Consider the following 20,118-nt stretch of genomic DNA (forward strand, 5'->3'; position numbering starts at 1 on the left):
AGAATCTCGACGTCAACAAACCATTGAACTTCCACCATGAGGAAACTAATATCCACTGTTCAGAAGCGCCTGATCGACCGAAACACATCAAACGGCGCCTGCGCCCGTATCTCGGCACCCTCGGCACCCCGTGCCGCGGCGACTGCCCGGCGGACGCGAAGGCACCGCCCGCGAAGGAGTGACCGCTCATGTCCGCACCAGCGCCGTCCCCGCTGGCCATCGTCGACGCCGAGCCCCTGCCGAGGCAGGACGAGGTTCTGACCGACGCCGCCCTCGCGTTCGTGGCCGAGCTCCACCAGCGGTTCACCCCCCGCCGCAACGAGCTGCTGGCCCGCCGCGCCGAGCGCCGCGCCGAGATCGCCCGCACCTCCTCGCTGGACTTCCTGCCGGAGACCGCCGCGATCCGCGAGGACGACTCCTGGAAGGTCGCCCCGGCCCCGGCCGCGCTGAACGACCGCCGGGTGGAGATCACCGGTCCGACCGACCAGAAGATGACCATCAACGCCCTGAACTCGGGCGCCAGGGTCTGGCTCGCCGACTTCGAGGACGCCTCGGCTCCCACCTGGGAGAACGTGATCCTCGGCCAGCGCAACCTGATCGACGCGTACACCCGCAACATCGACTTCACCGACCCGAAGTCGGGCAAGTCGTACGCCCTGAAGGACAACTCCGAGCTGGCGACCGTCGTGATGCGGCCGCGCGGCTGGCACCTGGAGGAGCGTCACCTGCGCGACGCCGACGGCAACGTCGTCCCGGGCGCGCTGGTCGACTTCGGCCTGTACTTCTTCCACAACGCCAAGCGGCTCATCGAGCTCGGCAAGGGCCCGTACTTCTACCTGCCGAAGACGGAGTCGCACCTGGAGGCGCGCCTCTGGAACGAGATCTTCGTCTTCGCCCAGGACTACGTCGGCATCCCGCAGGGCACCGTCCGCGCGACCGTCCTGATCGAGACGATCACGGCCGCGTACGAGATGGAGGAGATCCTCTACGAGCTGCGCGAGCACGCGGCGGGCCTGAACGCGGGCCGCTGGGACTACCTCTTCTCGATCGTGAAGAACTTCCGCGACGGCGGCGCCAAGTTCGTCCTGCCGGACCGCAACGCGGTGACGATGACCGCCCCGTTCATGCGGGCGTACACCGAGCTGCTGGTGCGCACCTGCCACAAGCGCGGCGCGCACGCGATCGGCGGCATGGCGGCGTTCATCCCCTCGCGCCGCGACGCCGAGGTCAACAAGGTCGCCTTCGAGAAGGTCAAGGCGGACAAGGACCGCGAGGCCGGCGACGGCTTCGACGGCTCCTGGGTCGCCCACCCGGACCTGGTGCCGATCGCGATGGCCTCCTTCGACGCCGTCCTCGGTGAGAAGCCGAACCAGAAGGAGCGGCTGCGCGAGGACGTCTCGGTCGCGGCCGGTGACCTCATCGCCATCGACTCGCTGGACGCGAAGCCGACCTACCAGGGGCTGGTCTCGGCGGTCCAGGTCGGCACCCGCTACATCGAGGCGTGGCTGCGCGGCCTGGGCGCCGTCGCCATCTTCAACCTGATGGAGGACGCGGCCACCGCCGAGATCTCGCGCTCGCAGATCTGGCAGTGGATCAACGCCGGTGTCGTCTTCGAGAACGGCGAGAAGGCGACGGCCGAGCTGACGCGGAAGATCGCGGCGGAGGAGCTGGGCAAGATCCGCGAGGAGATCGGCGAGGAGGCGTTCGCCGCGGGCAAGTGGCAGCAGGCGCACGACCTGCTGCTGACGGTCTCGCTGGACGCGGACTACGCGGACTTCCTGACGCTGCCGGCGTACGAGCAGCTGGTGGGCTGAGCCTGCCGGTCGGCTGAGTCTGCCGGTGGGCCGAGTCTGCCGGTGGGCCGAGCGCCTGCTGACGGGCTGAGGTCCTCTCGCCGAGGTCCGCAGCCTCTGACGGCCCGGGGCCGGACCCGCACATCGCGTGCGGGTCCGGCCCCGGGCCGTCGTCGTGGGTCAACTCCCCTGCCACAATGGGCACATGATCCCCCACGCGCGACTCGCCGTCATCGGGTCCAGCATCGCCGGATGTGCCGCCGCCCTCGCCGTCCAGCGGGCCGGGGCCGCGTCCGTCACCGTGTTCGAGCGGACCGGTGGGCGGCTCGCCGCGCGCGGGGTCGGGCTCGCCGTGCACGGCGAGCGGTACAAGGAGCTGGAGGCCGCGGGGTTCCTGGACGCGGCGATGCCGTACGTGCCGCTCACGCACCGGACCTGGTACGTCAAGGACAACTCCGCCCCCTCCCCTCTGGGGCGGGCGCTCTCCGTCATGCCCTTCGCGTTCCGGACGTACAGCTGGGGTTCCCTGTGGCGGGAGCTGCGGGCGCGGGTGCCCGAGGCGGTGGAGTTCCGGCCGGGGGTCGCCGTGAAGGAGGTCCGGCTCACCAGCCGGGGCGCGGAGTTGGACGGGGAGGCATTCGACGCCGTCGTGGGGGCGGACGGGTACCGGTCGGTGGTGCGGACCGCCGCCTGCCCCGGGACCGTACCCGAGTATTCGGGGTCTCTCGCGTGGCGCGGCGCGTACGCCGGGGCGGAGCTGCCCGACGCGCACCTGTGGCCCGTCGACGAATGCGCGTACGTCGTCTTCGACGGCGGGCACATCGTCATCTACCGCATCCCCGACGACGCGGGCGGCCACCGCGTCAACTGGGTCTTCTACACCACCCCGCCCGCCGGGCACACCCTGCCGCCGGACGGGCAGCGCGCCCTCACGGCCGACTTGGCGGAACGGCTCACCGACATCACCCGGCACCAACTCCCGCCGTTCTTCGCCGCGTTGATCGAGGCGACCCCGACGGAGGACCGCTTCGTGCAGCCGCTGTACGACTTCACCGCCCCGCAGTACGCCACCGACCGCCTGGCCCTCGTCGGTGACGCCGCCACCGTCGCCCGCCCGCACACCGGCGCGGGCGCAGTGAAGGCCCTCCAGGACGCGACCGCCCTCCAGGAGGCGCTCCGGGCCGCCCCCTCCGCCGCCGAGGGCTTCGCCGCGTACGACGCCCAGCGCGCCCCGGTGGGCCGCACCATGGTCGACCTGGGCCGCTCCCTCGGACGCGCGCTGGTGCAGGAGACGCCGGACTGGTCGGCGATGCGGGACGGCGACCTGGAGGCGTTCTGGAGCAGCGCGGACGGGAGCGGCGCTTTCGGTGGGCGGGAGCTGAAGCGCGGCTGAGCCTGCGGCGACCACCGGCGCAGGGTGCACACCCGGCATTGACCACCCTGGGTGGACCGGCCTAGGGTGGTCGTATGCCATTCAGTGAAGGACTTGAAGTCGTCCAGTTCCGGGACCCCTGGTGGATCACCATGTGGTGGCCGGAGGGGGCCGTCTCCGGAGGCCCGCAGAAGATCGTCATCGAGGCCGCCCCCGACGCCCCGCCGGGAGACGTGGCACGCGGCATCTCGACCACCGTGCTGCGGCGGCTCGACCTGGCGGAGGCGGTGAAGAAGGCGCAGGAGACCGCACCCGCGTCGCCGCCGTGGCGGGCGGAGGAGGGGCGGCTCGTCGAACTGGCCGCGCTGGCGGGCCGGTTGCTCGGCGGGGAAGGGGTGTCGGAGCGGTACCTGTCGGTGCTGTGCCTGACGTACCGGGACCTGGTCGACAAGGGGGTGCAGGCGCCGGTGCCGTGGCTGGCCGAGCGGCTCGGCAGGAAGCCCGATTCGGTCAAGGACCACCTGAAGAAGGCGCGCCGCGAAGGGCTGCTCACCTCACGGGCGGGGCGGGCGGGCGGAGACCTCGGCGAGCGGGCGCGAGAAGCGCTGGAGGGGGTGGAGGGGCTCCCCGAGGAGGTCACGCCGACCGAGGGGTGAGCGAGCGGGGGCCGCTCGCCAGGGGCAGACCCTCCCCCGCATGCTCAGCCCGCGTCTTCCTTGTGCCGCTGGTAGTACCGGCCGACCCGCACCCGGTTTCCGCACAGCGCCGGTGAGCACCAGCGGCGTCGCGGGTTCACCGCGAGGAAGAGCAGCCGGCATCCCGGCCCCTCGCAGCGCCGCACCTTGCCGAGCGCTGCCGGGTCGGTCAGCAGGTCGACGGTGGCGTCGGCCAGTTCGGCGAGCAGGACGCCGGTGGCGCTTCCCGTACGCACCCGGGCGGCGGTGACGCCCCCGTCCCCCCAGGCGAGTTCACGGTGCAGGGGGCCGGCGAGCTGCGCCCGGGTGAGAGCACGCAGCGCCTGGGCGGGCGGCTCCACTCCGTCGCGGGCACAGTCGACCGCCGTCTCGACCTGCCCGCGCAGCGCGCGCAGCGCGTCGAGGTCGATCCCGGCGGAGCCGGGGCCGGGGAGGCGTCCCGCCTGGGAGTCCAGCCACGGACGGAACTCCTGGGCGGACACCAGCAGATCGACCTCCCCGGCGGGTCCGTTCGCGCGGGTGTTGATCAGGTCCAGCGGAAGGGGTTCACCGACCAGGGGCAGCTTGTCTCTCATGGAACTAATGCTACTCCAGCCCATTGACCCATTAGGAGACCGGCCGTATAACTAATGCATCAACACCACGAGGGAGCATGTGACATGACGAGGCACACCCCAACGGGCATCGACGTCGCGCGGACCGTCCACCGCTTCGTGGAGGTGGACCGGGTCCGGGTCTTCTACCGGGAGGCCGGCCCCGCCGACGCGCCCACGCTGCTCCTGCTGCACGGCTTCCCGTCCGCCTCGCACCAGTTCCGGCGGCTGATCGACACCCTCGGCACCCGCTACCGCCTGATCGCCCCCGACTACCCCGGCTTCGGTCACACCGAGGCCCCCGAGGACTTCACGTACTCCTTCGAGAGCCTGGCCGACGTCATGGAGGGCTTCGTCGAGGCCCTGCATCTCGGCGCCGACGGATTCACGCTCTACACCTTCGACTTCGGGGGTCCGGTCGGCATGCGGCTGGCCGTCCGGCACCCCGAGTGGATCAACGGGCTGATCGTGCAGAACGCCAATGCGTACGACGAGGGCCTCTCCGACCTGGCCAGGGCGATGACCGCGAACCGGCCGGGCGTACCGGGCGCCGAGGAACGGGTCCGCGAGATCCTGACCCTCCCGGTCACCCGGGGCCAGTACGAGGGAGGGACCGGCGACGCCGCCCTCGTCGCTCCCGACGGCTGGACCCTGGACCAGCACTTCCTCGACCTGCCGGGCCGCAAGGAGGCGCAGGTCGCGCTGGCCCTCGACTACCACTCCAACATCGACCGCTATCCGCTCTGGCAGCAGTGGCTCCGCGAGCACCGTCCGCCGACCCTGGTGCTGTGGGGCCGCAACGACGCGTTCTTCCCCGAGGCCGGGGCGCACGCCTACCTGCGCGACCTGCCCGAGGCCCAGGTGCACGTGTTCGACACCGGCCACTTCGCGCTGGAGGAGAAGCTCCCCGAAATGGCCCCTCTGATCGCCGAGCTCCTCGAAACGTCCGCACGGCCCGCCGCAGCAGAGAACAGGAAGAGGACCGCCATGAAGATCGCGATCGTCGGAGCGGGCGGAAACCTCGGGGGCGCCGTCGCGGCCGAGGCGGCCGCGCGGGGTCACCGGGTCACGCCGCTCGGCCGGGCCACCACCGATGTCACCGACCCCGCCGCCCTGGCGGCGGCCGTCGCCGGGCACGACGCCGTGGTGGTCGGCGTCAAGGGTCCGGACCGCCTGGTGGCGAGAAGCGCGCAGGCGCTGCTGGAGGCGCTGCCCGAGGCGAAGGTTCCCCGGTTGGTGTTCCTGGGCGGCGGCGGCAGTCTGGAGTACGCACCGGGCGAGCGGTTCGTCGACGCCCCCGGCTTCCCCGCCGCGTACCTGGAGACGGCACGGGACCAGACCGAGGCCCTCGACCTGCTGCGCGCCACGCCGACTGCGGTCGAGTGGACCTACGTCAGCCCGCCGCCCATGCACCTGGTCCCCGGACCGAAGACCGGGTCCTTCCGCGCCGAGGCCAGGGACACCCCGATCACCGACGCCGAGGGCGAGAGCCGGATCTCCGTGGGCGACTTCGCGGCGGCGGTCGTGGACACCCTGGAGCAGGGCACCTTCGTCCGGGAGCGGATCACCGTCGGTTACTGACCGGGCCGGGCCGCCGGGCCCCCTTCCCTTCGGGGCGGGGGCCCGCTGTCGCCTGCACCCCGGGCAGACCCGCCCGTCCACCCCGGGCAGGCCCGCCCGCCCCGCCCTCACGCCGTCCCGTTGTACGCCCGCAGCCACCCTCCGCCCCAGTAGTCGCCCCGCGTGAAGACCGCCGCGCCCCGGTGACCCGCCGGGGCCCCCGACGGGTAGTCGACCTCCGAGGGCTCGCCCTCCGACGCCCACTCCCGTACCGCCGTGCCTTCCCACACCCGTACGACCGTCCCCGCCGGGGCCTCGGCCCGTACCGCCGACGGGGTCACGTCGAGGGAGACTCCCGTCGCCCGGTCCGCGAGCAGCGCGAGATAGCGGTCCGGGGAGAGCGCGCAGCCCGTCGGCGCCCGCGTGCCCCGCCAGTCCGGTGCGCCGATCTCCCGGGCCCTCGCCGCCCGCCACATCTGCGGCACCAGGCGCTGCGCGTGCGGCGCGGTCGCCATCTGCTCGCACATCCACAGCAGCCGCCCGGCACCCCGCTCCGGGCCGAGCACCCGCCACCGCACCCGCTGCGACAGGTCGGACGCCACGACCGCCGCCCACGGGTGCACCGTCCCCAGTTCGCCCTGCGCGCCGAGCCAGGCCAGGTACCGCTGGGACTCCTCCAGGATCTGGGCCATGCTGCCCAGCGGTACGCCGAGCACGTACCCGCTGCGGGTCCGGAAGAGCTTCGGGTTGTTCGCGACGAGCAGCAGCACGGCCCGCGCCAAGTCCCCTGCCACGGCCTTGGGTTCACAGGCCGAGGACTCCTCCGCAGAGGGCTCCTCCTCCCGCATCCCGCGGTTCCGCAGCACTCCCATGAGCGCCTTCTTCGCCCGTTCCGTGAACGGCGCCTGCTCCAGCGCGGGCAGCGTCGTGCTGAGCACCCCGATCAGCACGTCCTCCGCCTCCTCGGCCGACCCCGGCACCGGCGCCGCGTCGAGCGCCGACCGCACACTGTCCGCGAGGTCGGCCGCCACCATGAACCGGCTGGTCAGCATGCCCGTCGGCGTCGGCTCCAGCAGGTCGTCCCCGTCCTCGCCCGCCGTACGGCGCAGGAAGCCCCCGGAGACGAGGAAGCCCACCGCGTCGTACAGCGGGTCGAAGCTCTCGTGGCCCTGGTGGAAGGCGAGCGTGCGCGTCCACCAACTCTCCGCCTGCCGCAGCGAGTTGATGCTTCCCTGCACCGCCTCCGCCAGTACGTGGTCGGGCAGTACGTCCCTGATCCGGGAGGTGACCGTGTACCCGGCGGCCAGCCGCGCCTGCCACTGCGCCCGCTCCGGCCCCTCCGCGAGGAGGAACGCCCACCCCTCCCGTTCCCCCGCGCCGACCCGCCCCGCACGCCCGAACATCTGCTGGACCATGGAGACTTCGACCCGGTCGAGGCCGATCTGGGTGTCCCGTACGACGACGGCACGGGCGGGCAGATTGACCCCGGCGGCAACCGTCGACGTGGCGACGAGCACGTCCGCCGCACGCGTCCGGAAGTCCTGTTCCGCGTCCCGCTTGTACGGCCAGTCGCGGTAGTGCAGCCGTACGCCCGCCTTGGTGGTGAGCCGCTCGACCTCGTCCTCGTCGTCCACGTCCGCGCCCTTGACGGGGACGCCCCGGTCCCCGGCCAGCGCGAGCGCGGTCATCCGCACGCCGCGCTTGCTGCCGCAGAAGACGAGGGTGCTGCCGTCCTCCTCGGTGACGGCCCGGGTGAGCCGCACCGCCTCGGCGGTGCGGGCCGCGCCCCGGGCGGTCCAGTTGTCCTCGGTCGGCGGCAGCACGGGCAGCTGCCAGGTCAGCCGGGTGGGCCGCCAGGCGATACGGACCAGCCGCGCCCCGAGCCAGTCGGCGACCTCGTCGGCGTTGGCGACGGTCGCGGAGAGGCCGACGATACGGACCTGCTCGGCGTTCTCCCGTACGCGCGCCAGCAGCGCCTCCAGGACCGGCCCGCGGGTGGGGTCGCCCAGCAGGTGGATCTCGTCGACGATCAAGCAGCCGACCTCGGCGAGCGCGGTGCGCAGCGAGCCGGTCCGGCAGATCGCCTCGAACTTCTCGGTGGTCGCCACCCACACGTCGGCCGTCCGGATCGCCTCCGCGTCGACCGCGAACTCCCCGGTCAGGCGCACCACTTGGAGACCGGCGCGCCGCCACTTCTCCAGGTCACGGTCGAGTTCGTCGGTGAGCGAGCGCTGCGGGACGAGCCAGGCGGCCTTGCGGCCCTGCGCGTGCGCGTGCAGGGCGGCGACCATGCCGATGGGGGTCTTGCCCGCGCCGGTCGGGGCGACGACGACGGTGTGCTCGCGCTCGCCGAGGATCACGGGTACGGCGGCGGCCTGGGCCGGGTTGAAGGTGGGGTGCGGCAGCAGCCGGGCCCACTCCTCGGGCACGAGGCCGGCCACCGGTACGTACGCGGTCTCCTCCTCGACCGGCTCCAGCGCGTCCCACTGGAGCGCGAAGGCGTCCCGGGCGGCGAAGGCCGCGGGCCCGGCGGCGGGACTGGCCCCGGCGGCGGCGTACGCGACGAGGTCGGTGCTGCCGCCCAGGTCGTTGACGGTGGCGACCTGCTCGGACTCCTGCCAGTGCCGGACGCTGCGGTGCGGCACGGCCAGCGCGTCCAGCTCCGCGCGCAGCGCGTCGTACGGCGTGCCCTCCGGCATGATCACGCGTACGTCGTCGGCGGCGGCCAGCGCGGCGGGCTCCGGCCGCCAGCCGGGGTCGGCGACCTTGCACCACAGCAGCCGCCGGGCCTCGGCCTCGCCGGGCGGCACGAGGTCGTCGGGCCAGTCCGGGCGCGGGGCCCGCCGCTCGGACGACACCGCTGCGGTCCTGGCCGTCGGGGCCGGTGGGGGCGTGGCCCGGGCCTCTGCCGCCTCGGCCCTCAGCTTGCGCGCCCTGGCCGTCTTGCTGGTCCCGGCCGTCCCGGCGGTCTTCGCCGTCCTGGTGGTCTTCGTCGTCCTGGCGGTCTTCGCGGCCGTCCTGGCGGTCGCGGCCGTCCGCGTCTTCCGGGTGAGCTGGTCGTACGTCTTCGCCCCCAGGTCCTCCAGGGTGTACGCGGCGGGGCACTGCGGGCAGACGACGGCCACGTACCGGTACTGGCGGCCCCCGGACTCGTACGGGCGGCGCAGCGAGTGGAGCGGGGCCCCGCAGGTGGGGCAGTCCCGCCCGACCTCCTCCTGGTAGCTCCAACCGGGCGCCTCGAAACGGGAGTTGAGCTCGCCCTCAAGGACCACACCCCACACCCGGTCGACCCGTTCGGCCAGGGTCAACAGCTCCTCCGGCTCCCCGCCGGCCCCGTCCCCCGCCACATCCACGCTCACGTCCATCGGACCACTGTGCCATCAGGCCCGCCGTCCCCTCACCCGGGACCTTCGCCCGTCCGCCCCGGGGCCAAGGGCACTGTCTCCGGCGCACCCCGCGAACGTAACTTTGCGAGGTTGCCCCCTCCCCCTCCCCGTACAGGAACACCTCCCGCATGAGCACGCCCACCTGGAACAACCCGACGAACCCCTACGACGGCGACCGCCCGGCCGCCCGTCGCGGCAAGAAGAAGTACGCGCTGGCCGGCGGCGGCGCCCTGCTGGCCTTCTTCGTGGGCATCGGCGTGGGCGGCACCGGGAGCGACGGCGACACGCCGCAGGCCCGTACGGTCGCGGACGTCTCCCCCGCGCCGACGGTCACGGTGTCCGCCACGCCGCCCCCGGCCCCGACGGTCACCGTCACGGAGACCGCGACCCCGACCGAGCCCGCCCCGACCGTCACGGTGACGGCCACCGAGACCGAGACGGCGGCCCCGGCCCCGGCCCGTGAGCCCGCACGCCAGGAGGCGCCGGCCAAGAGCTCCGGCGGGGGCTCCGCGTACTACAAGAACTGCACCGCCGTCCGCAACGCCGGGAAGGCTCCGCTGTACGTGGGCGACCCCGGTTACAGTCGCAAGCTCGACCGGGACGGCGACGGCGTCGCCTGCGAGAAGTAACAGGGCCGGACGGCAGGCGGGAGCAGCTGATGGGTTTCGGTTTCCGTGTGGGCGTGCCCGGCATGAGCGTGCGCGTCTCCAGCCGTGGGGTGCGCACCTCGGTCGGCCCGCGCGCCGCCCGGGTCAGCTTCGGCGCGGGCGGCACCCGGCTGTCGACCGGCGCGGGACCGTTCTCCGCGTCCACCTCCCTGGGCGGCGGTGGGGGCAGGTCCCGCCGCCGCACCGCCACCGCCTCTCCCGCCCAGACCGACCGGCTCGCCCGGCAGGCCGCGCGGGCCGAGCAGCAGGCGGAACGCGAGGCGGCGATCGCCGAGCTGACCCGGCTCCGTGAGGAGACCACCACCGTCCACCCGGAGGATTTCGCCCCGGCCCGCCCGCCGCAGCTCCCTCCGCCGCCGGCGCGGGACCTGCGCTGGGCGCTCGCGGAGGCCGAACGGCACCATCTGACCGGCATCGGCCTGTTCTCGCGCGACCGGCGCTCCGCCGCCAAGCAGCGGGCGGCCGCCGAGGTACCCGCGTACCTGGCGGCCGAGGTCGCCAGCCGGGCCCACCAGTCGCACGCCCGCGTCGAGACGCAGGCCCGCGACTGGTGGGCCCGGCTGGCCGCGAACGACGAGGAGACCGTCTGCCGCACGGTCAACGAGGCGTTCTCCGACAATCCGGCGGCGGGCTGCGCGGTCGGCGTCTCGGACGGTGTGCTCTCCGTCGTCGTGCGCCAGCCGGACTTCGGCTCCTGGCCGACGAAGACGCCCGCGCTGACCCCGACCGGGCGGCCCACCCTCAAGAACCTCACCCAGCGCGACCGCCTGCACTGGTGGATGACGTCGCTGGGTTCGCACGTGGTGGCCACCCTCAAGGAGGGCTTCGCGGTCGCCCCGGGCATCACCGCGATCGACCTCGCGGTCCTGACCCGCATCCCTGACTCGCGCCGCCTCGGCATCGTCGTGTACGGACAGTGGTCGCGCCGGTCGGTCGAGGGCACGGCGTGGCGCACCGCCGAGGACGCGGTGCGGTTCCTGGACGTGGGTACGGGTGTGGAGTGCTCGGTGACGACGAGCGTCAAGGCGCTCGACGTGTCCCAAGTGCCGTGCCTGGCCGCCCTGTTGGGCAGCGCGGAGGACGACGCGGCGCTGGGCGACCTGGACGCCGGCCTGACGCGGGACGGAGGCACGCCCCCGCCCGCGCCGAACCCGTACACCCCGCCGCCGCCCGCGACGAGCCCGTACGATCCGCTGCCGTACGCCGCCTGGCTGGCCGACCGCAGGAACCCGCCGCCCCCTTCCGCCACCGCCCTGCGCCCCGGCGAGAACGTCGCCCTGCCCGCCCCGCACACCGCCCTGCGGCTGCACTGCCACTCCCCCGGCGCCGACCTGTCCGTGTTCCTGCTGGACACGGCCGAACGGGTCGCCCGCGACGAGGACTTCGTCTTCTACAACCAGCCGTCCGGCGCGGCGGGCGCGGTGCACCTGACCCCGCCCGCCACCGTCGACGTCGCGCTGGACCGGCTCCCGCCGTCCGTCGACCGGCTGGCGGTCGTCGTCAGCGCCGACACTCCGGTGGCCGCCCGGCTCTCGGTGACCGAACCGGCAGGCGGATCATGGGAGTTCGTGACCCCGGCCGCCTCCGGGATCACCGCCCTGCTCGTCGCCGAGGTCTACCGCCGGGGCCCCGGCGTCTGGAAGCTGCGCGCGGTGGGCCAGGGCTGGGCCGAGGGCCTGGCGGGTCCGGCCCGGCACTACGGCGTGGACCTGGACTGACTCCTTCGGCGTCCCCTCAGCCCGCCCCCACCACCGTCCGCTGCGCCGAGAAGTCGCCCCACTTGCCGTCCGGGAGCTTGGCGCGGAGCTTCACGGTGTAGCGGGTGCCAGGGGGTTCCGAGACGGTGAAGTCGTACGTCACGGGGCCGGGTGGCGGTGGGGCGCCCCAGGCGATGGTGGTGGCGAGCTGGCCGTTCAAGTACAGCTGGTACTCGGCCACTTCGCCTCCGGTACGGGGCTGGGTCCAGCGGAGTCGGATCGTGCGCTCGATGCCGTTGGCGTGGGCGGTGGCGGTCAGACCGGTGGGGGCCGTGGAGGCCCGGCCGCCCGGGGTGCGGGCGGTGGTCAGGTCGAGGGCGTTGCTGTCCTGGGAGGAGTTCTCGGCGGCGTCGCGGGCCCGCACGGTGAAGGTGTAGACGGTGCCGGGGCGCAGGCCGGTGACGCGGGTGCCGGTCTCGGTGCCGTGCACGCTGTGGATGCGGGAGTCCTCCTGGTAGATGTCGTACGCGGTGACGGCGCCGCCGGGGTCCGTGGCGCGCTTCCAGGAGAGCTGGACCGAGGTGCCGTCAACGACCCTGCCGGTGAGCGCAGTCGGGGTGCTCGGGGGTGTGCTGTCGTCGGGGGCGGGGGCGCGGGTCTTCGCGGTGACGGCGGGGCTCGGGGCGGAGAGGTTTCCGGCCGCGTCCCGGGCTCGTACGGTGAAGGAGTAGGAGGTGGCGGGGGTCAGCCGGTCGACGTCGACCATGGTGGTCTGCGGCGGAAGGGTCTTGACCTTCTTGCCCTGCGCGTAGACGTCGTAGCCCGCGATGCCCCGGTCGTCGGTGGACGCGCTCCACATGACGTGCACGGAGTGCGCGCTGCCCGCCTGGGCGGTGACTCCGGCGGGGACGGTCGGGGCGGCGGTGTCGCGGGCGGGCTGGGCCTTGGCACCACTACAGGCGGTGGCGCTCGCGAGCAGCAGCGCCGTACAGGTCAACACGGTGCGAACGGTGGGGCGTTGCACAGCCGGGACCTTTCCTCGGAGGGACTATTGGTCCAGACCTGTATGCCATGTCCGGCCGCCCCGGGACAAGGGGCCGGGCGTCATGTCATGACCGCACCCAGCGCCACGAAGCCGCAGATCAGGACGAACAGGGTGGCGAGCAGCGGCCAGACGAAGCGCAGGTAGGAGTTGTAGCCGACCTTGGCGAGTGCGACGCCGCCGATGGTGACGGCGGTGGTCGGCACCCAGAGGTTCATCAGCCCGCTCGCGGACTGCCAGGCCGTGACGACCACCGCACGCGGCACGCCCGCGAAGTCGGCGAGCGGGGCCAGGATCGGCATGGCGAGGGTGGCGTGGCCGGAGGTGGAGGGGATCAGGAAGGCGAGGGGGAGGTTGACGACGAAGACGATCACGGCGAAGAAGGCCGAGGAGGTGCCGGTGACGACGTCTTCGACGGCACTGAGGACGGTGTCGGTGATGCGGGAGTTGTTCATGATGACGGTGACCCCGCGCGCGAGCACGATCACCAGTGCCGGCGAGATGAAGTCCGCCGCGCCCTGCGCGATGGTCGAGCTGAGCTTCTGCTCGCCGAAGCGGGCGACGATGCCGACCACGACCGCCGCGACCAGGAAGAGTGCCGCCAACTGCGGGAAGGACCAGCCGAGTTCGAAGCCGTACGGGGTCGCTTCGGCGTCGCCGGTGAGGGCGCTGGACCACGGCACCACCGAGAAGATCATGAACGCGAAGGTGAGGGCGACCAGCACCAGTAGCACCTGGTGCAGGCCGGTCAGCGGCGGCGGCTCCTCCGCCTCGGCCGCCGACTGCTCCCGGTCACCGGGCAGGAAGCCGGAGATCGAGCGGGCCGGATCGCGCTGCACACGGCGCGCGTACCGGATGACGTACGCGATGGTGACGCCCGTCAGCACCACCCACATCAGCGCGCGCAGCACGATGCCGTCACCGAGCGAGATCCCGGCGGCGGAGGAGGCCACTCCGGTCGCGAAGGGATTCACGGTGGAGCACAGGACGCCGACGCCCGCGCCCAGGATGATCGTGCCGGTCGCCACCATCCGGTCGTACCCGAGCGCCAGCATCAGCGGAATGATCAGCCCGTAGAAGCCGAGGGTCTCCTCGGCGAACCCCTCCACCGTCCCCAGCAGGGCGAAGACGACCATCACGCCCGCGATGAGCAGCGCCCCGCGCTCGCGCAGCCGGTGGGCGAGGCGGCCGATGCCCCGGTCGAGGGCGCCGGTGGCGAAGACGACGGTGATGAACGCGCCGATGGCGAGGACGAAGAGGAAGACGCCCGCGCTGCCGTACAGCTCGCCCGCCAGGTCGGGCCCGACCTGCCCGGTCTTCTCGTCCTGTACGCCGTACAGACCGTTGACCGGGGAGAGGAAGAGGTCGTTGAGCCGATCGGTGAAGCTCTGGCCGGAGTCGACGCGGTGGTACGTGCCCTGGATCGGCGCGCCGTTCTTGTCGCGGTCGTACGCGCCGGAGGGGATGAGGAAGGCCAGCAGCCAGACGCCGAGGGTGACCAGGACCAGGACGGTCAGGGCGCTGGGGAAGCGGAACCCCTTCTTCTGACCCGGGTCGAGGTCGGGGTCCGGGTCCGGCCGGGGCTCGGTTGCCGTGCTCATGTTGATCAATGGATCACAGGAGCACGGCACCCGCATCCGCACCCTTCACCGCCGTTGCGGCCGCATCCGCCCCCTCGCCGCCGGTGCGCCCGCATCCGCACCCGTCGCCGCCGGTGCTACGCGGCCACCCCGTGCTCCTCGTCGTACGCGGCCCGCGCCTCGGCGACCGTCACGCGGTGCCGCTCGGCCCAGCCGGTCAGGGCGAGCAGGGAGACGTGCAGCTCCCGGGCGACCGGCGTCAGCTCGTACTCCACCTTCGGCGGGACGGTCGGGTGCACGGTCCGGGTCAGCATCCCGTCGCGCTCCAGATTGCGCAGGGTGAGGGTGAGCATGCGGCGGCTGATGCCGTCGATGGAGCGCTCCAGCTCGGTGAAGCGGATGGGGCCGTGGGCGGCGGCGATCAGGATCGGCACGCTCCACTTGCCCACCACCCTGTCAAGAACTTCGCGGACGGGGCAGGCCTCCGCGTTCACTGCCTGCGAAGTAACACCGGTGTTCCTGGGGGACATGGAAGTGCCTCCTTACGACGGGCCCTCATGGTCACGCACGATCTCCCTCGTTACAAGGCCCGTTACAAGTAGTGCACCTTTGGAGGTCAGACACCATGCCAGGGATCACGTCACCCACGGAACGCTCGCGTTGGACCGCGCTCGTCATCCTCTGCGCCGGCACCCTGATGACGATCCTCGACGGCAACATCGTCACGGTCGCCATGCCCGCGATTCAGAGCGACCTCGGCTTCTCCCCCGCCGGGCTCGCCTGGGTCGTCAACGCGTATCTGATCCCCTTCGGCGGACTGCTGCTGCTCGCCGGGCGGCTCGGCGACCTGATCGGCCGGAAGCGGATGTTCACGGCAGGTCTCGCCGTCTTCACGCTGGCCTCGCTCTTCTGCGGGGTCGCGACCACCCCGGGCGTGCTGATCGCGGCCCGTGCGCTCCAGGGCGTCGGCGGGGCGATGACGACCGCCGTCGTGCTCGGCATGCTGGTGGCGCTCTTCCCCGAGGGACGCGAGCGGGCGAAGGCCATCGCGGTGTTCAGCGCGACGGGGGCGGCGGGCGGTGCGCTGGGCACCTTCCTCGGCGGGGCGCTGACCAGCGCGCTCTCCTGGCACTGGATCTTCCTGATCAACCTCCCCATCGGTCTGGTCTCGGTCGTCGCGGCCTGGCGGGTGCTGGACCGGGACCAGGGCGCGGGCCTCGGCAGGGGTGCGGACTACCTGGGTGCCGCCCTGGTCACGGCGGCCCTGATGCTGGGCGTCTACACCCTCGTCCAGACCGCCGAACACGGCTGGGGCTCGGCCCGCACGCTGCTCCTGGGAGCCGTCGCGGTGGTCCTCCTCACGGCCTTCGTCCTCCGCCAGACCCGGGCCGCCGAACCCCTGGTCCGCCTCCGCGTCTTCCGCTCCCGCACCCTCACCGGCGCGAACCTCGTGCAGATCGCGATGATCGCGGGCATGTACGCCTTCCAGTACATCGGCGCCCTCTACCTCCAGCAGGTCCTGGGGTACGAGAGCCTCACGACCGGCCTCGCCTTCCTGCCCGCCCCGCTGGTCATCGGCACCCTGATGCTGGGCCTCTCCACCCGCCTGACCTCCCGCTTCGGGCCGCGCGCAGTCCTGCTCGCCGGGCTGGTGTCGATCGTCGCGGGCCTGGCCCTCTTCAGCCGGGCCCCGGCGGACGGCGCGTACCTCGCCGACGTACTCCCGGCGATCCTGCTCCTCTCGCTCGGCTTCGGCATCGGGATGCCCGCCCTCACCGGGCTGGCCATGTCGGACGCCCGCCCCGAGGACGCGGGCCTGGCCTCGGGTCTGTTCAACACCACGCAGGTGGTGGGCGGCTCCTTCGGCCTCGCGGCACTGAACTCGCTGGCGGCGGGCCGCACGGCGGACCTGGGCTCCGCCTCCCGCTCGACCCTCAATGCGGGCTACCAACTCGCCTTCGGTGTCGGCGCGTTGATCGTGACCGTCGGGCTGATCCTGGCGGCGGTGCTGCTCCGCGAGCGTACGAAGCAGACCCCTTCGGCGGTACGGACCGAACCGGCCCACAGCAGCGCGGGAGTTCCCCGGAATTGAGATGCCGGCCGGCGGGCCGTCCTGCCATGCTCACCGCCATGAGCCCCCGCCGTGTGAAGCCCAGCCTCTATCTCTCCGTCGACATCGAGGCGGACGGCCCGATCCCCGGCCCGTACTCGATGCTCAGCTTCGGGGCTGCGGTCGCGGGCCGTCAGGACCCGGACGGTTCGTACGTCGCCCATGACCCCGAGGCGCAGACCTTCTACCGTGAACTCCGCCCGATCAGCGAGGAGTTCGACCCGGCGGCACTCGCGGTGAGCGGTCTCGACCGGGACGAGCTCCTCGCCAAGGGCACGAACCCGGTACAGGCCATGGCGGACTTCACCGCGTGGGTGACGGAGGTCAGCACCGGCGTGGGCCAGCCGGTGATGTGCGGCTACCCGGCCTCGTACGACTGGACCTTCCTCTACTGGTACTTGATCCGCTTCACCGGATCGAGTCCGTTCAGCCACTCGGGCAGCATGGACATGAAGACCCTGTACGCCGTGAAGGCGCGCGTGCCGCTGCGCGCGGCGGTGAAGGGCACGATGCCGCGCGAGCTGCGCTCGGCGCGCCGCCACACGCATCACGCCCTGGACGATGCGCTCGAACAGGCCGATCTCTTCAGCGCGTTGATGACGTGGGAGGGCCCGGTGTGACGAGTCCCGGTCACCGTCCGATGTGACGGGCCCCGGTCACCGTCCGGCGTGACGGATCCCGGTCACCGTCCGGCGTCCGGTTCCGTCGCCCCGTAGAGGCGCATCACGGAGGCCCGGTACTGTTCCGTCGCAGCCCGTGCCCCCAGGTGGCCGCTGCGGATCCGGGCGTCGGCGGCGTGGCCCAGCGCGATCGTCGCGGCGATCAGCCAGCCGGTCTCCAGGTCGGTCCGGAACTCGCCGGTGGCACGGCCCCGGCGGATCAGGGCCTCCAGCCGCTCCTCCACGGGCCGGTGGCGGGCCGCCTCACCCTGCTCGTCCGTACCGGGATCCACCCGGATCGACACCGCCTGATGCATCATCAATTCGGCTGCCGCGTCCAGGAATCGGCCGAGCGCATCGACCGCCGGGCCCGACCCGGTGTCGGCGGCGTCCAGCACGGCTACCGCCCGGCGGCTCACCTCGTCGCGCACCGCCGCGAGTAGCGCCTCCCGGCTGCCGAAGTGTGCGTACGCGGTCTGGGTGACCGACGGCACGACACTCACCTGCGCGCAACTGATCTCGCACGCCCACCCCGTCTGCAAGAACTCCACGAGCTGCGACATGCGGATCGACGAACTCCTCGTGGACGGCAGCCGGTTCGCCGCGCGCTGCCGCCTCAGTTCCGACCACCGCAAGCTGGGGCACCTGGACATCGACTTCTTCCTCTTCGGCGAGGTCGCCGAGGACAGTCGGGTGCGCCGGGTGGACCAGCTCGGCCGCACCCTGAAGACCGCCTCGTGAACCCAGGAGCCGTCCGCACCGTTCACGGACTGGCCCTCCGCGCCCGCCCGCACACATCGGGGCGCGGTCACAGCAACCGGTCGACCAGCCCGTCCACGTAGTCCGGGGTGAGCGGCCCCGCGCCGAACAGGACGCGGATGTACATCGGCGCCATGACGTGGTCGAGCACGTCGAGCGCGGAGAGCGGTTGCTCGCCGCGCTCGGCGGCGCGGTCCAGCATGGACTGCACCTGGCGGCGGCGCTCCTCCATGAGGGCGTCGCGCTCCTTCAGGCCCGACTGCCCCTTGCCGGACAGGGCGACGGCCAGACGCAGCAGGGCCAGGCCGTCGGGGCCGGTGATCTCGCGGGCCACCTGGGCGGCGTACGCCCGCAGGTCGCCGTCCAGGCTTCCCGTGTCGGGCATCGGCGACTGCGCGTCGAGGCGGGTCAGCACCACGTCGGCGAGCAGCGCCTCCAGGCTTCCCCACCTGCGGTAGACGCTCGTGTCGGCGACTCCCGCGCGGGCCGCGACCTCGCCGACGGTGAAGCCGCCGTAGCCGCGTTCGGCGACCAGTTCGGTGACGGCCTGGTGCACCGCAGCGAGGACGCGGGCGCTGCGCCCGCCGGGCCGTCGGGTCGGCTGTCGTTCATCCATGCCCGCACCTTAACGCAGTTCCTGCTTGCGTTTACGAGACGCACACCTCTAAAGTCACCGCTAACGCAGTCCTGCACTGCGTTTAGCGAGAGGAGAACTGTCATCGATGCCTCAACTCCCGTCGGGGGCAAGCGAACCGGCCGGGCGACGCTGCTGGCGGTGACCTGCCTCGGCCAGTTCATGGTGCTGCTCGACAACTCGATCGTCGGCGCGGCCCTGCCCGACATGCAGCAGCGCCTGCACACGCAACTGACCGGGCTGCAATGGATCGTGGACGCCTATGTCCTGCTGGTCGCCATGCTGCTGCTGTCCGGCGGTGTCTTCGCCGACCGGTTCGGCCGCAAGCGGGTGTTCCTCACCGGTGTCGCGGTCTTCACCGTCGCGTCGGTGGTGTGCAGCGTCGCGCCGTCGGTGGGCTGGCTGGTCGCCGGGCGGACGCTTCAGGGGGTCGGGGCCGCGCTGCTGAGCCCCGCTTCGCTGGCGCTGCTCGTCGCCGCGTACCCCGTCGCGCAGGAACGGGTCAGGGGCATCGGGCTGTGGGCCGGGCTCAGCGGCATCGGCATGGCCGCCGGGCCGGTGGCCGGGGGTGTGCTGACCGACGCGTTCGGCTGGCCGGCCATCTTCCTGGTCAACGTGCCCATCGGCGTCGTGCTGCTGGCCGCCGGTGCGCGTGCGCTCGGCGAGTCCCGCAATGCGGGGGCCCCTGCCATCGACGTACCGGGCACGGTGCTGTCCGTACTGGGGGTCGGGGTGCTGACGTACGGGCTGATCGAGGGCGGTGCCCAGGGCTGGACCTCCCCGGTCATCCTGGGGAGCTTCGTGGCCGCGGCCGTCCTGCTCGGCGCCTTCGTCGCGGTCGAGGGGAGGCGTGCGGCACCGATGCTGCCGCTGCGGCTGTTCCGGGAGCGGCTGTTCACCGTGTCGAACACGGCGATGACCGTGGTGGGTTTCGCCCTCATGGGGTCGACGTTCTTCTTCTCCCAGTTCTTCGTGTACGTCCAGGGCAGTTCGCTGCTGGCCGCCGGGCTGCAAACACTGCCGACCACCCTCGCCATGGTGCTCGTCAGCCCGTTCGCGGGCCGGGCCGCCGCACGGTACGGCTTCCGCGTCGTGGTGACGACCGGGCTGGGCCTGGCCGGGCTGGGGCTGCTGGCACTGGGCGCGGTGCACGCCGACACCGGTTACGGGAACGTGTGGTGGCGGCTGGCGGTGGCCGGCATCGGCTTCGCCCTGACCATGTCCCCGCTCACCGGCGCCGCCGTCCTGGCGGTCGGCCCGCAGGAGGGCGGCCTCGCCTCGGGCATCAGCAGCACCACCCGGCAGATCGGTGCGGTGCTGGGAGTGGCCGTGCTCGGGGCCGTGGTCCGGGCCCGTCAGTCGGACGGCGCGTCCTTCGAGACCGGTCTCACCAGTGCGTTCGTGGTGGCGGGTGTCGTCACGCTGGTCGCCGCCGTGTTCACCGGCCTGCGGCTGGCGCGGTCCGCGCCGACGGAGGCGACCGTCGGCGCGGAACCGGCGATGAAGGAGCGGGAGTTGAGCGAGACACCCGGGCGCTAGCTGCTGAAGCCGGGCCTCACCTGCTCAAACC

At 72.7% G+C, this 20,118-nt stretch carries 17 protein-coding genes; 10 read left to right on the top strand and 7 right to left on the bottom strand.

Annotation, left to right across the window (positions count from 1 at the left end; genetic code table 11):
- Positions 1–188: 188 nt before the first annotated feature.
- The 3 genes from aceB to IE269_RS11990 all read left to right on the top strand — a co-directional run bounded on the left by aceB (position 189) and on the right by IE269_RS11990 (position 3,821).
- Positions 189–1,814, top strand: a complete 1,626-nt coding sequence (gene aceB / locus IE269_RS11980; protein ID WP_189822856.1) for a malate synthase A — start codon at positions 189–191, stop codon at positions 1,812–1,814.
- Between the two features lie 184 nt (positions 1,815–1,998).
- Complete coding sequence (locus IE269_RS11985; RefSeq protein ID WP_189822857.1) at positions 1,999–3,186, top strand: FAD-dependent monooxygenase; 1,188 nt, start codon at positions 1,999–2,001, stop codon at positions 3,184–3,186.
- 74 nt (positions 3,187–3,260) lie between these two features.
- Positions 3,261–3,821 (top strand): hypothetical protein, encoded by a 561-nt coding sequence (locus IE269_RS11990; RefSeq protein WP_189822858.1) that lies wholly within the window; start codon positions 3,261–3,263, stop codon positions 3,819–3,821.
- A gap of 44 nt (positions 3,822–3,865) precedes the next feature.
- Here IE269_RS11990 and IE269_RS11995 read toward each other — a convergent pair whose 3' ends face one another.
- Positions 3,866–4,435: a CGNR zinc finger domain-containing protein gene (locus IE269_RS11995; protein WP_189822859.1), complete on the bottom strand. Its 570-nt coding sequence runs from the start codon at positions 4,433–4,435 to the stop codon at positions 3,866–3,868.
- An 84-nt stretch (positions 4,436–4,519) separates the two neighbouring features.
- Between IE269_RS11995 and IE269_RS12000 the strand changes: the two genes are divergently transcribed.
- The gene (locus tag IE269_RS12000; RefSeq protein ID WP_189822860.1) at positions 4,520–6,034 is read left to right on the top strand and encodes an alpha/beta fold hydrolase; all 1,515 of its coding nucleotides are present in this window, start codon (positions 4,520–4,522) and stop codon (positions 6,032–6,034) included.
- 107 nt (positions 6,035–6,141) lie between these two features.
- Here the strand turns inward: IE269_RS12000 and IE269_RS12005 are convergent, their stop codons facing one another.
- Complete coding sequence (locus IE269_RS12005) at positions 6,142–9,378, bottom strand: DEAD/DEAH box helicase (protein ID WP_189822861.1); 3,237 nt, start codon at positions 9,376–9,378, stop codon at positions 6,142–6,144.
- Between the two features lie 149 nt (positions 9,379–9,527).
- Between IE269_RS12005 and IE269_RS12010 the strand changes: the two genes are divergently transcribed.
- Together IE269_RS12010 and IE269_RS12015 are read left to right on the top strand one after the other, a co-directional pair.
- Positions 9,528–10,028, top strand: coding sequence for an excalibur calcium-binding domain-containing protein (locus IE269_RS12010; protein WP_189822862.1), 501 nt, complete (start codon positions 9,528–9,530; stop codon positions 10,026–10,028).
- A gap of 62 nt (positions 10,029–10,090) precedes the next feature.
- Complete coding sequence (locus tag IE269_RS12015) at positions 10,091–11,785, top strand: TerD family protein (RefSeq protein ID WP_229897648.1); 1,695 nt, start codon at positions 10,091–10,093, stop codon at positions 11,783–11,785.
- A 16-nt stretch (positions 11,786–11,801) separates the two neighbouring features.
- Here the strand turns inward: IE269_RS12015 and IE269_RS12020 are convergent, their stop codons facing one another.
- The 3 genes from IE269_RS12020 to IE269_RS12030 all read right to left on the bottom strand — a co-directional run bounded on the left by IE269_RS12020 (position 11,802) and on the right by IE269_RS12030 (position 14,916).
- On the bottom strand, positions 11,802–12,761 hold the full coding sequence (locus tag IE269_RS12020) for a fibronectin type III domain-containing protein (protein WP_189823295.1): 960 nt from the start codon (positions 12,759–12,761) through the stop codon (positions 11,802–11,804).
- Positions 12,762–12,868: 107 nt separating this feature from the next.
- Positions 12,869–14,407: a YfcC family protein gene (locus IE269_RS12025; protein WP_189822864.1), complete on the bottom strand. Its 1,539-nt coding sequence runs from the start codon at positions 14,405–14,407 to the stop codon at positions 12,869–12,871.
- A gap of 116 nt (positions 14,408–14,523) precedes the next feature.
- On the bottom strand, positions 14,524–14,916 hold the full coding sequence (locus IE269_RS12030) for a winged helix-turn-helix transcriptional regulator (protein ID WP_189822865.1): 393 nt from the start codon (positions 14,914–14,916) through the stop codon (positions 14,524–14,526).
- Between the two features lie 167 nt (positions 14,917–15,083).
- On the opposite strand from IE269_RS12030, the gene IE269_RS12035 reads away from it, so the two are divergent.
- A complete protein-coding gene (locus IE269_RS12035; protein ID WP_229897650.1) occupies positions 15,084–16,478 on the top strand; it encodes a DHA2 family efflux MFS transporter permease subunit in 1,395 nt (464 codons plus the stop codon).
- A 38-nt stretch (positions 16,479–16,516) separates the two neighbouring features.
- Positions 16,517–17,116, top strand: coding sequence for a 3'-5' exonuclease (locus tag IE269_RS12040; protein ID WP_189822867.1), 600 nt, complete (start codon positions 16,517–16,519; stop codon positions 17,114–17,116).
- Positions 17,117–17,178: 62 nt separating this feature from the next.
- Here IE269_RS12040 and IE269_RS12045 read toward each other — a convergent pair whose 3' ends face one another.
- Positions 17,179–17,649: a TetR/AcrR family transcriptional regulator gene (locus tag IE269_RS12045; protein WP_189822868.1), complete on the bottom strand. Its 471-nt coding sequence runs from the start codon at positions 17,647–17,649 to the stop codon at positions 17,179–17,181.
- Here IE269_RS12045 and IE269_RS12050 point away from each other — a divergent pair.
- Positions 17,636–17,896 carry a hypothetical protein gene (locus IE269_RS12050; RefSeq protein ID WP_189822869.1) on the top strand — a complete coding sequence of 87 codons (261 nt, stop codon included), beginning with the start codon at positions 17,636–17,638 and terminating at the stop codon, positions 17,894–17,896. The two genes, IE269_RS12045 and IE269_RS12050, sit on opposite strands and share 14 nt — an antisense overlap.
- Positions 17,897–17,963: 67 nt before the next feature.
- Here the strand turns inward: IE269_RS12050 and IE269_RS12055 are convergent, their stop codons facing one another.
- The gene (locus IE269_RS12055; RefSeq protein ID WP_189822870.1) at positions 17,964–18,530 is read right to left on the bottom strand and encodes a TetR/AcrR family transcriptional regulator; all 567 of its coding nucleotides are present in this window, start codon (positions 18,528–18,530) and stop codon (positions 17,964–17,966) included.
- Positions 18,531–18,680: 150 nt separating this feature from the next.
- On the opposite strand from IE269_RS12055, the gene IE269_RS12060 reads away from it, so the two are divergent.
- On the top strand, positions 18,681–20,087 hold the full coding sequence (locus tag IE269_RS12060) for an MFS transporter (protein ID WP_268253596.1): 1,407 nt from the start codon (positions 18,681–18,683) through the stop codon (positions 20,085–20,087).
- The last annotated feature ends 31 nt before the right edge of the window (positions 20,088–20,118 follow it).

The sequence above is a fragment of the Streptomyces spiroverticillatus genome (genome assembly GCA_014650415.1).
GTDB classification, from domain to species: domain Bacteria; phylum Actinomycetota; class Actinomycetes; order Streptomycetales; family Streptomycetaceae; genus Streptomyces; species Streptomyces spiroverticillatus.

Excerpts from the sequence above, each read along its gene's own strand:
- aceB (WP_189822856.1), top strand. The coding sequence starts at position 189 with ATGTCCGCACCAGCGCCGTCCCCGCTGGCCATCGTCGACGCCGAGCCC.
- IE269_RS12005 (WP_189822861.1), bottom strand. The coding sequence starts at position 9,378 with ATGGACGTGAGCGTGGATGTGGCGGGGGACGGGGCCGGCGGGGAGCCG.
- IE269_RS11985 (WP_189822857.1), top strand. The coding sequence starts at position 1,999 with ATGATCCCCCACGCGCGACTCGCCGTCATCGGGTCCAGCATCGCCGGA.
- IE269_RS12015 (WP_229897648.1), top strand. The coding sequence starts at position 10,091 with ATGAGCGTGCGCGTCTCCAGCCGTGGGGTGCGCACCTCGGTCGGCCCG.
- IE269_RS12055 (WP_189822870.1), bottom strand. The coding sequence starts at position 18,530 with ATGGATGAACGACAGCCGACCCGACGGCCCGGCGGGCGCAGCGCCCGC.
- IE269_RS12040 (WP_189822867.1), top strand. The coding sequence starts at position 16,517 with ATGAGCCCCCGCCGTGTGAAGCCCAGCCTCTATCTCTCCGTCGACATC.
- IE269_RS11995 (WP_189822859.1), bottom strand. The coding sequence starts at position 4,435 with ATGAGAGACAAGCTGCCCCTGGTCGGTGAACCCCTTCCGCTGGACCTG.
- IE269_RS12035 (WP_229897650.1), top strand. The coding sequence starts at position 15,084 with ATGACGATCCTCGACGGCAACATCGTCACGGTCGCCATGCCCGCGATT.
- IE269_RS12025 (WP_189822864.1), bottom strand. The coding sequence starts at position 14,407 with ATGAGCACGGCAACCGAGCCCCGGCCGGACCCGGACCCCGACCTCGAC.
- IE269_RS11990 (WP_189822858.1), top strand. The coding sequence starts at position 3,261 with ATGCCATTCAGTGAAGGACTTGAAGTCGTCCAGTTCCGGGACCCCTGG.
- IE269_RS12000 (WP_189822860.1), top strand. The coding sequence starts at position 4,520 with ATGACGAGGCACACCCCAACGGGCATCGACGTCGCGCGGACCGTCCAC.
- IE269_RS12010 (WP_189822862.1), top strand. The coding sequence starts at position 9,528 with ATGAGCACGCCCACCTGGAACAACCCGACGAACCCCTACGACGGCGAC.
- IE269_RS12030 (WP_189822865.1), bottom strand. The coding sequence starts at position 14,916 with ATGTCCCCCAGGAACACCGGTGTTACTTCGCAGGCAGTGAACGCGGAG.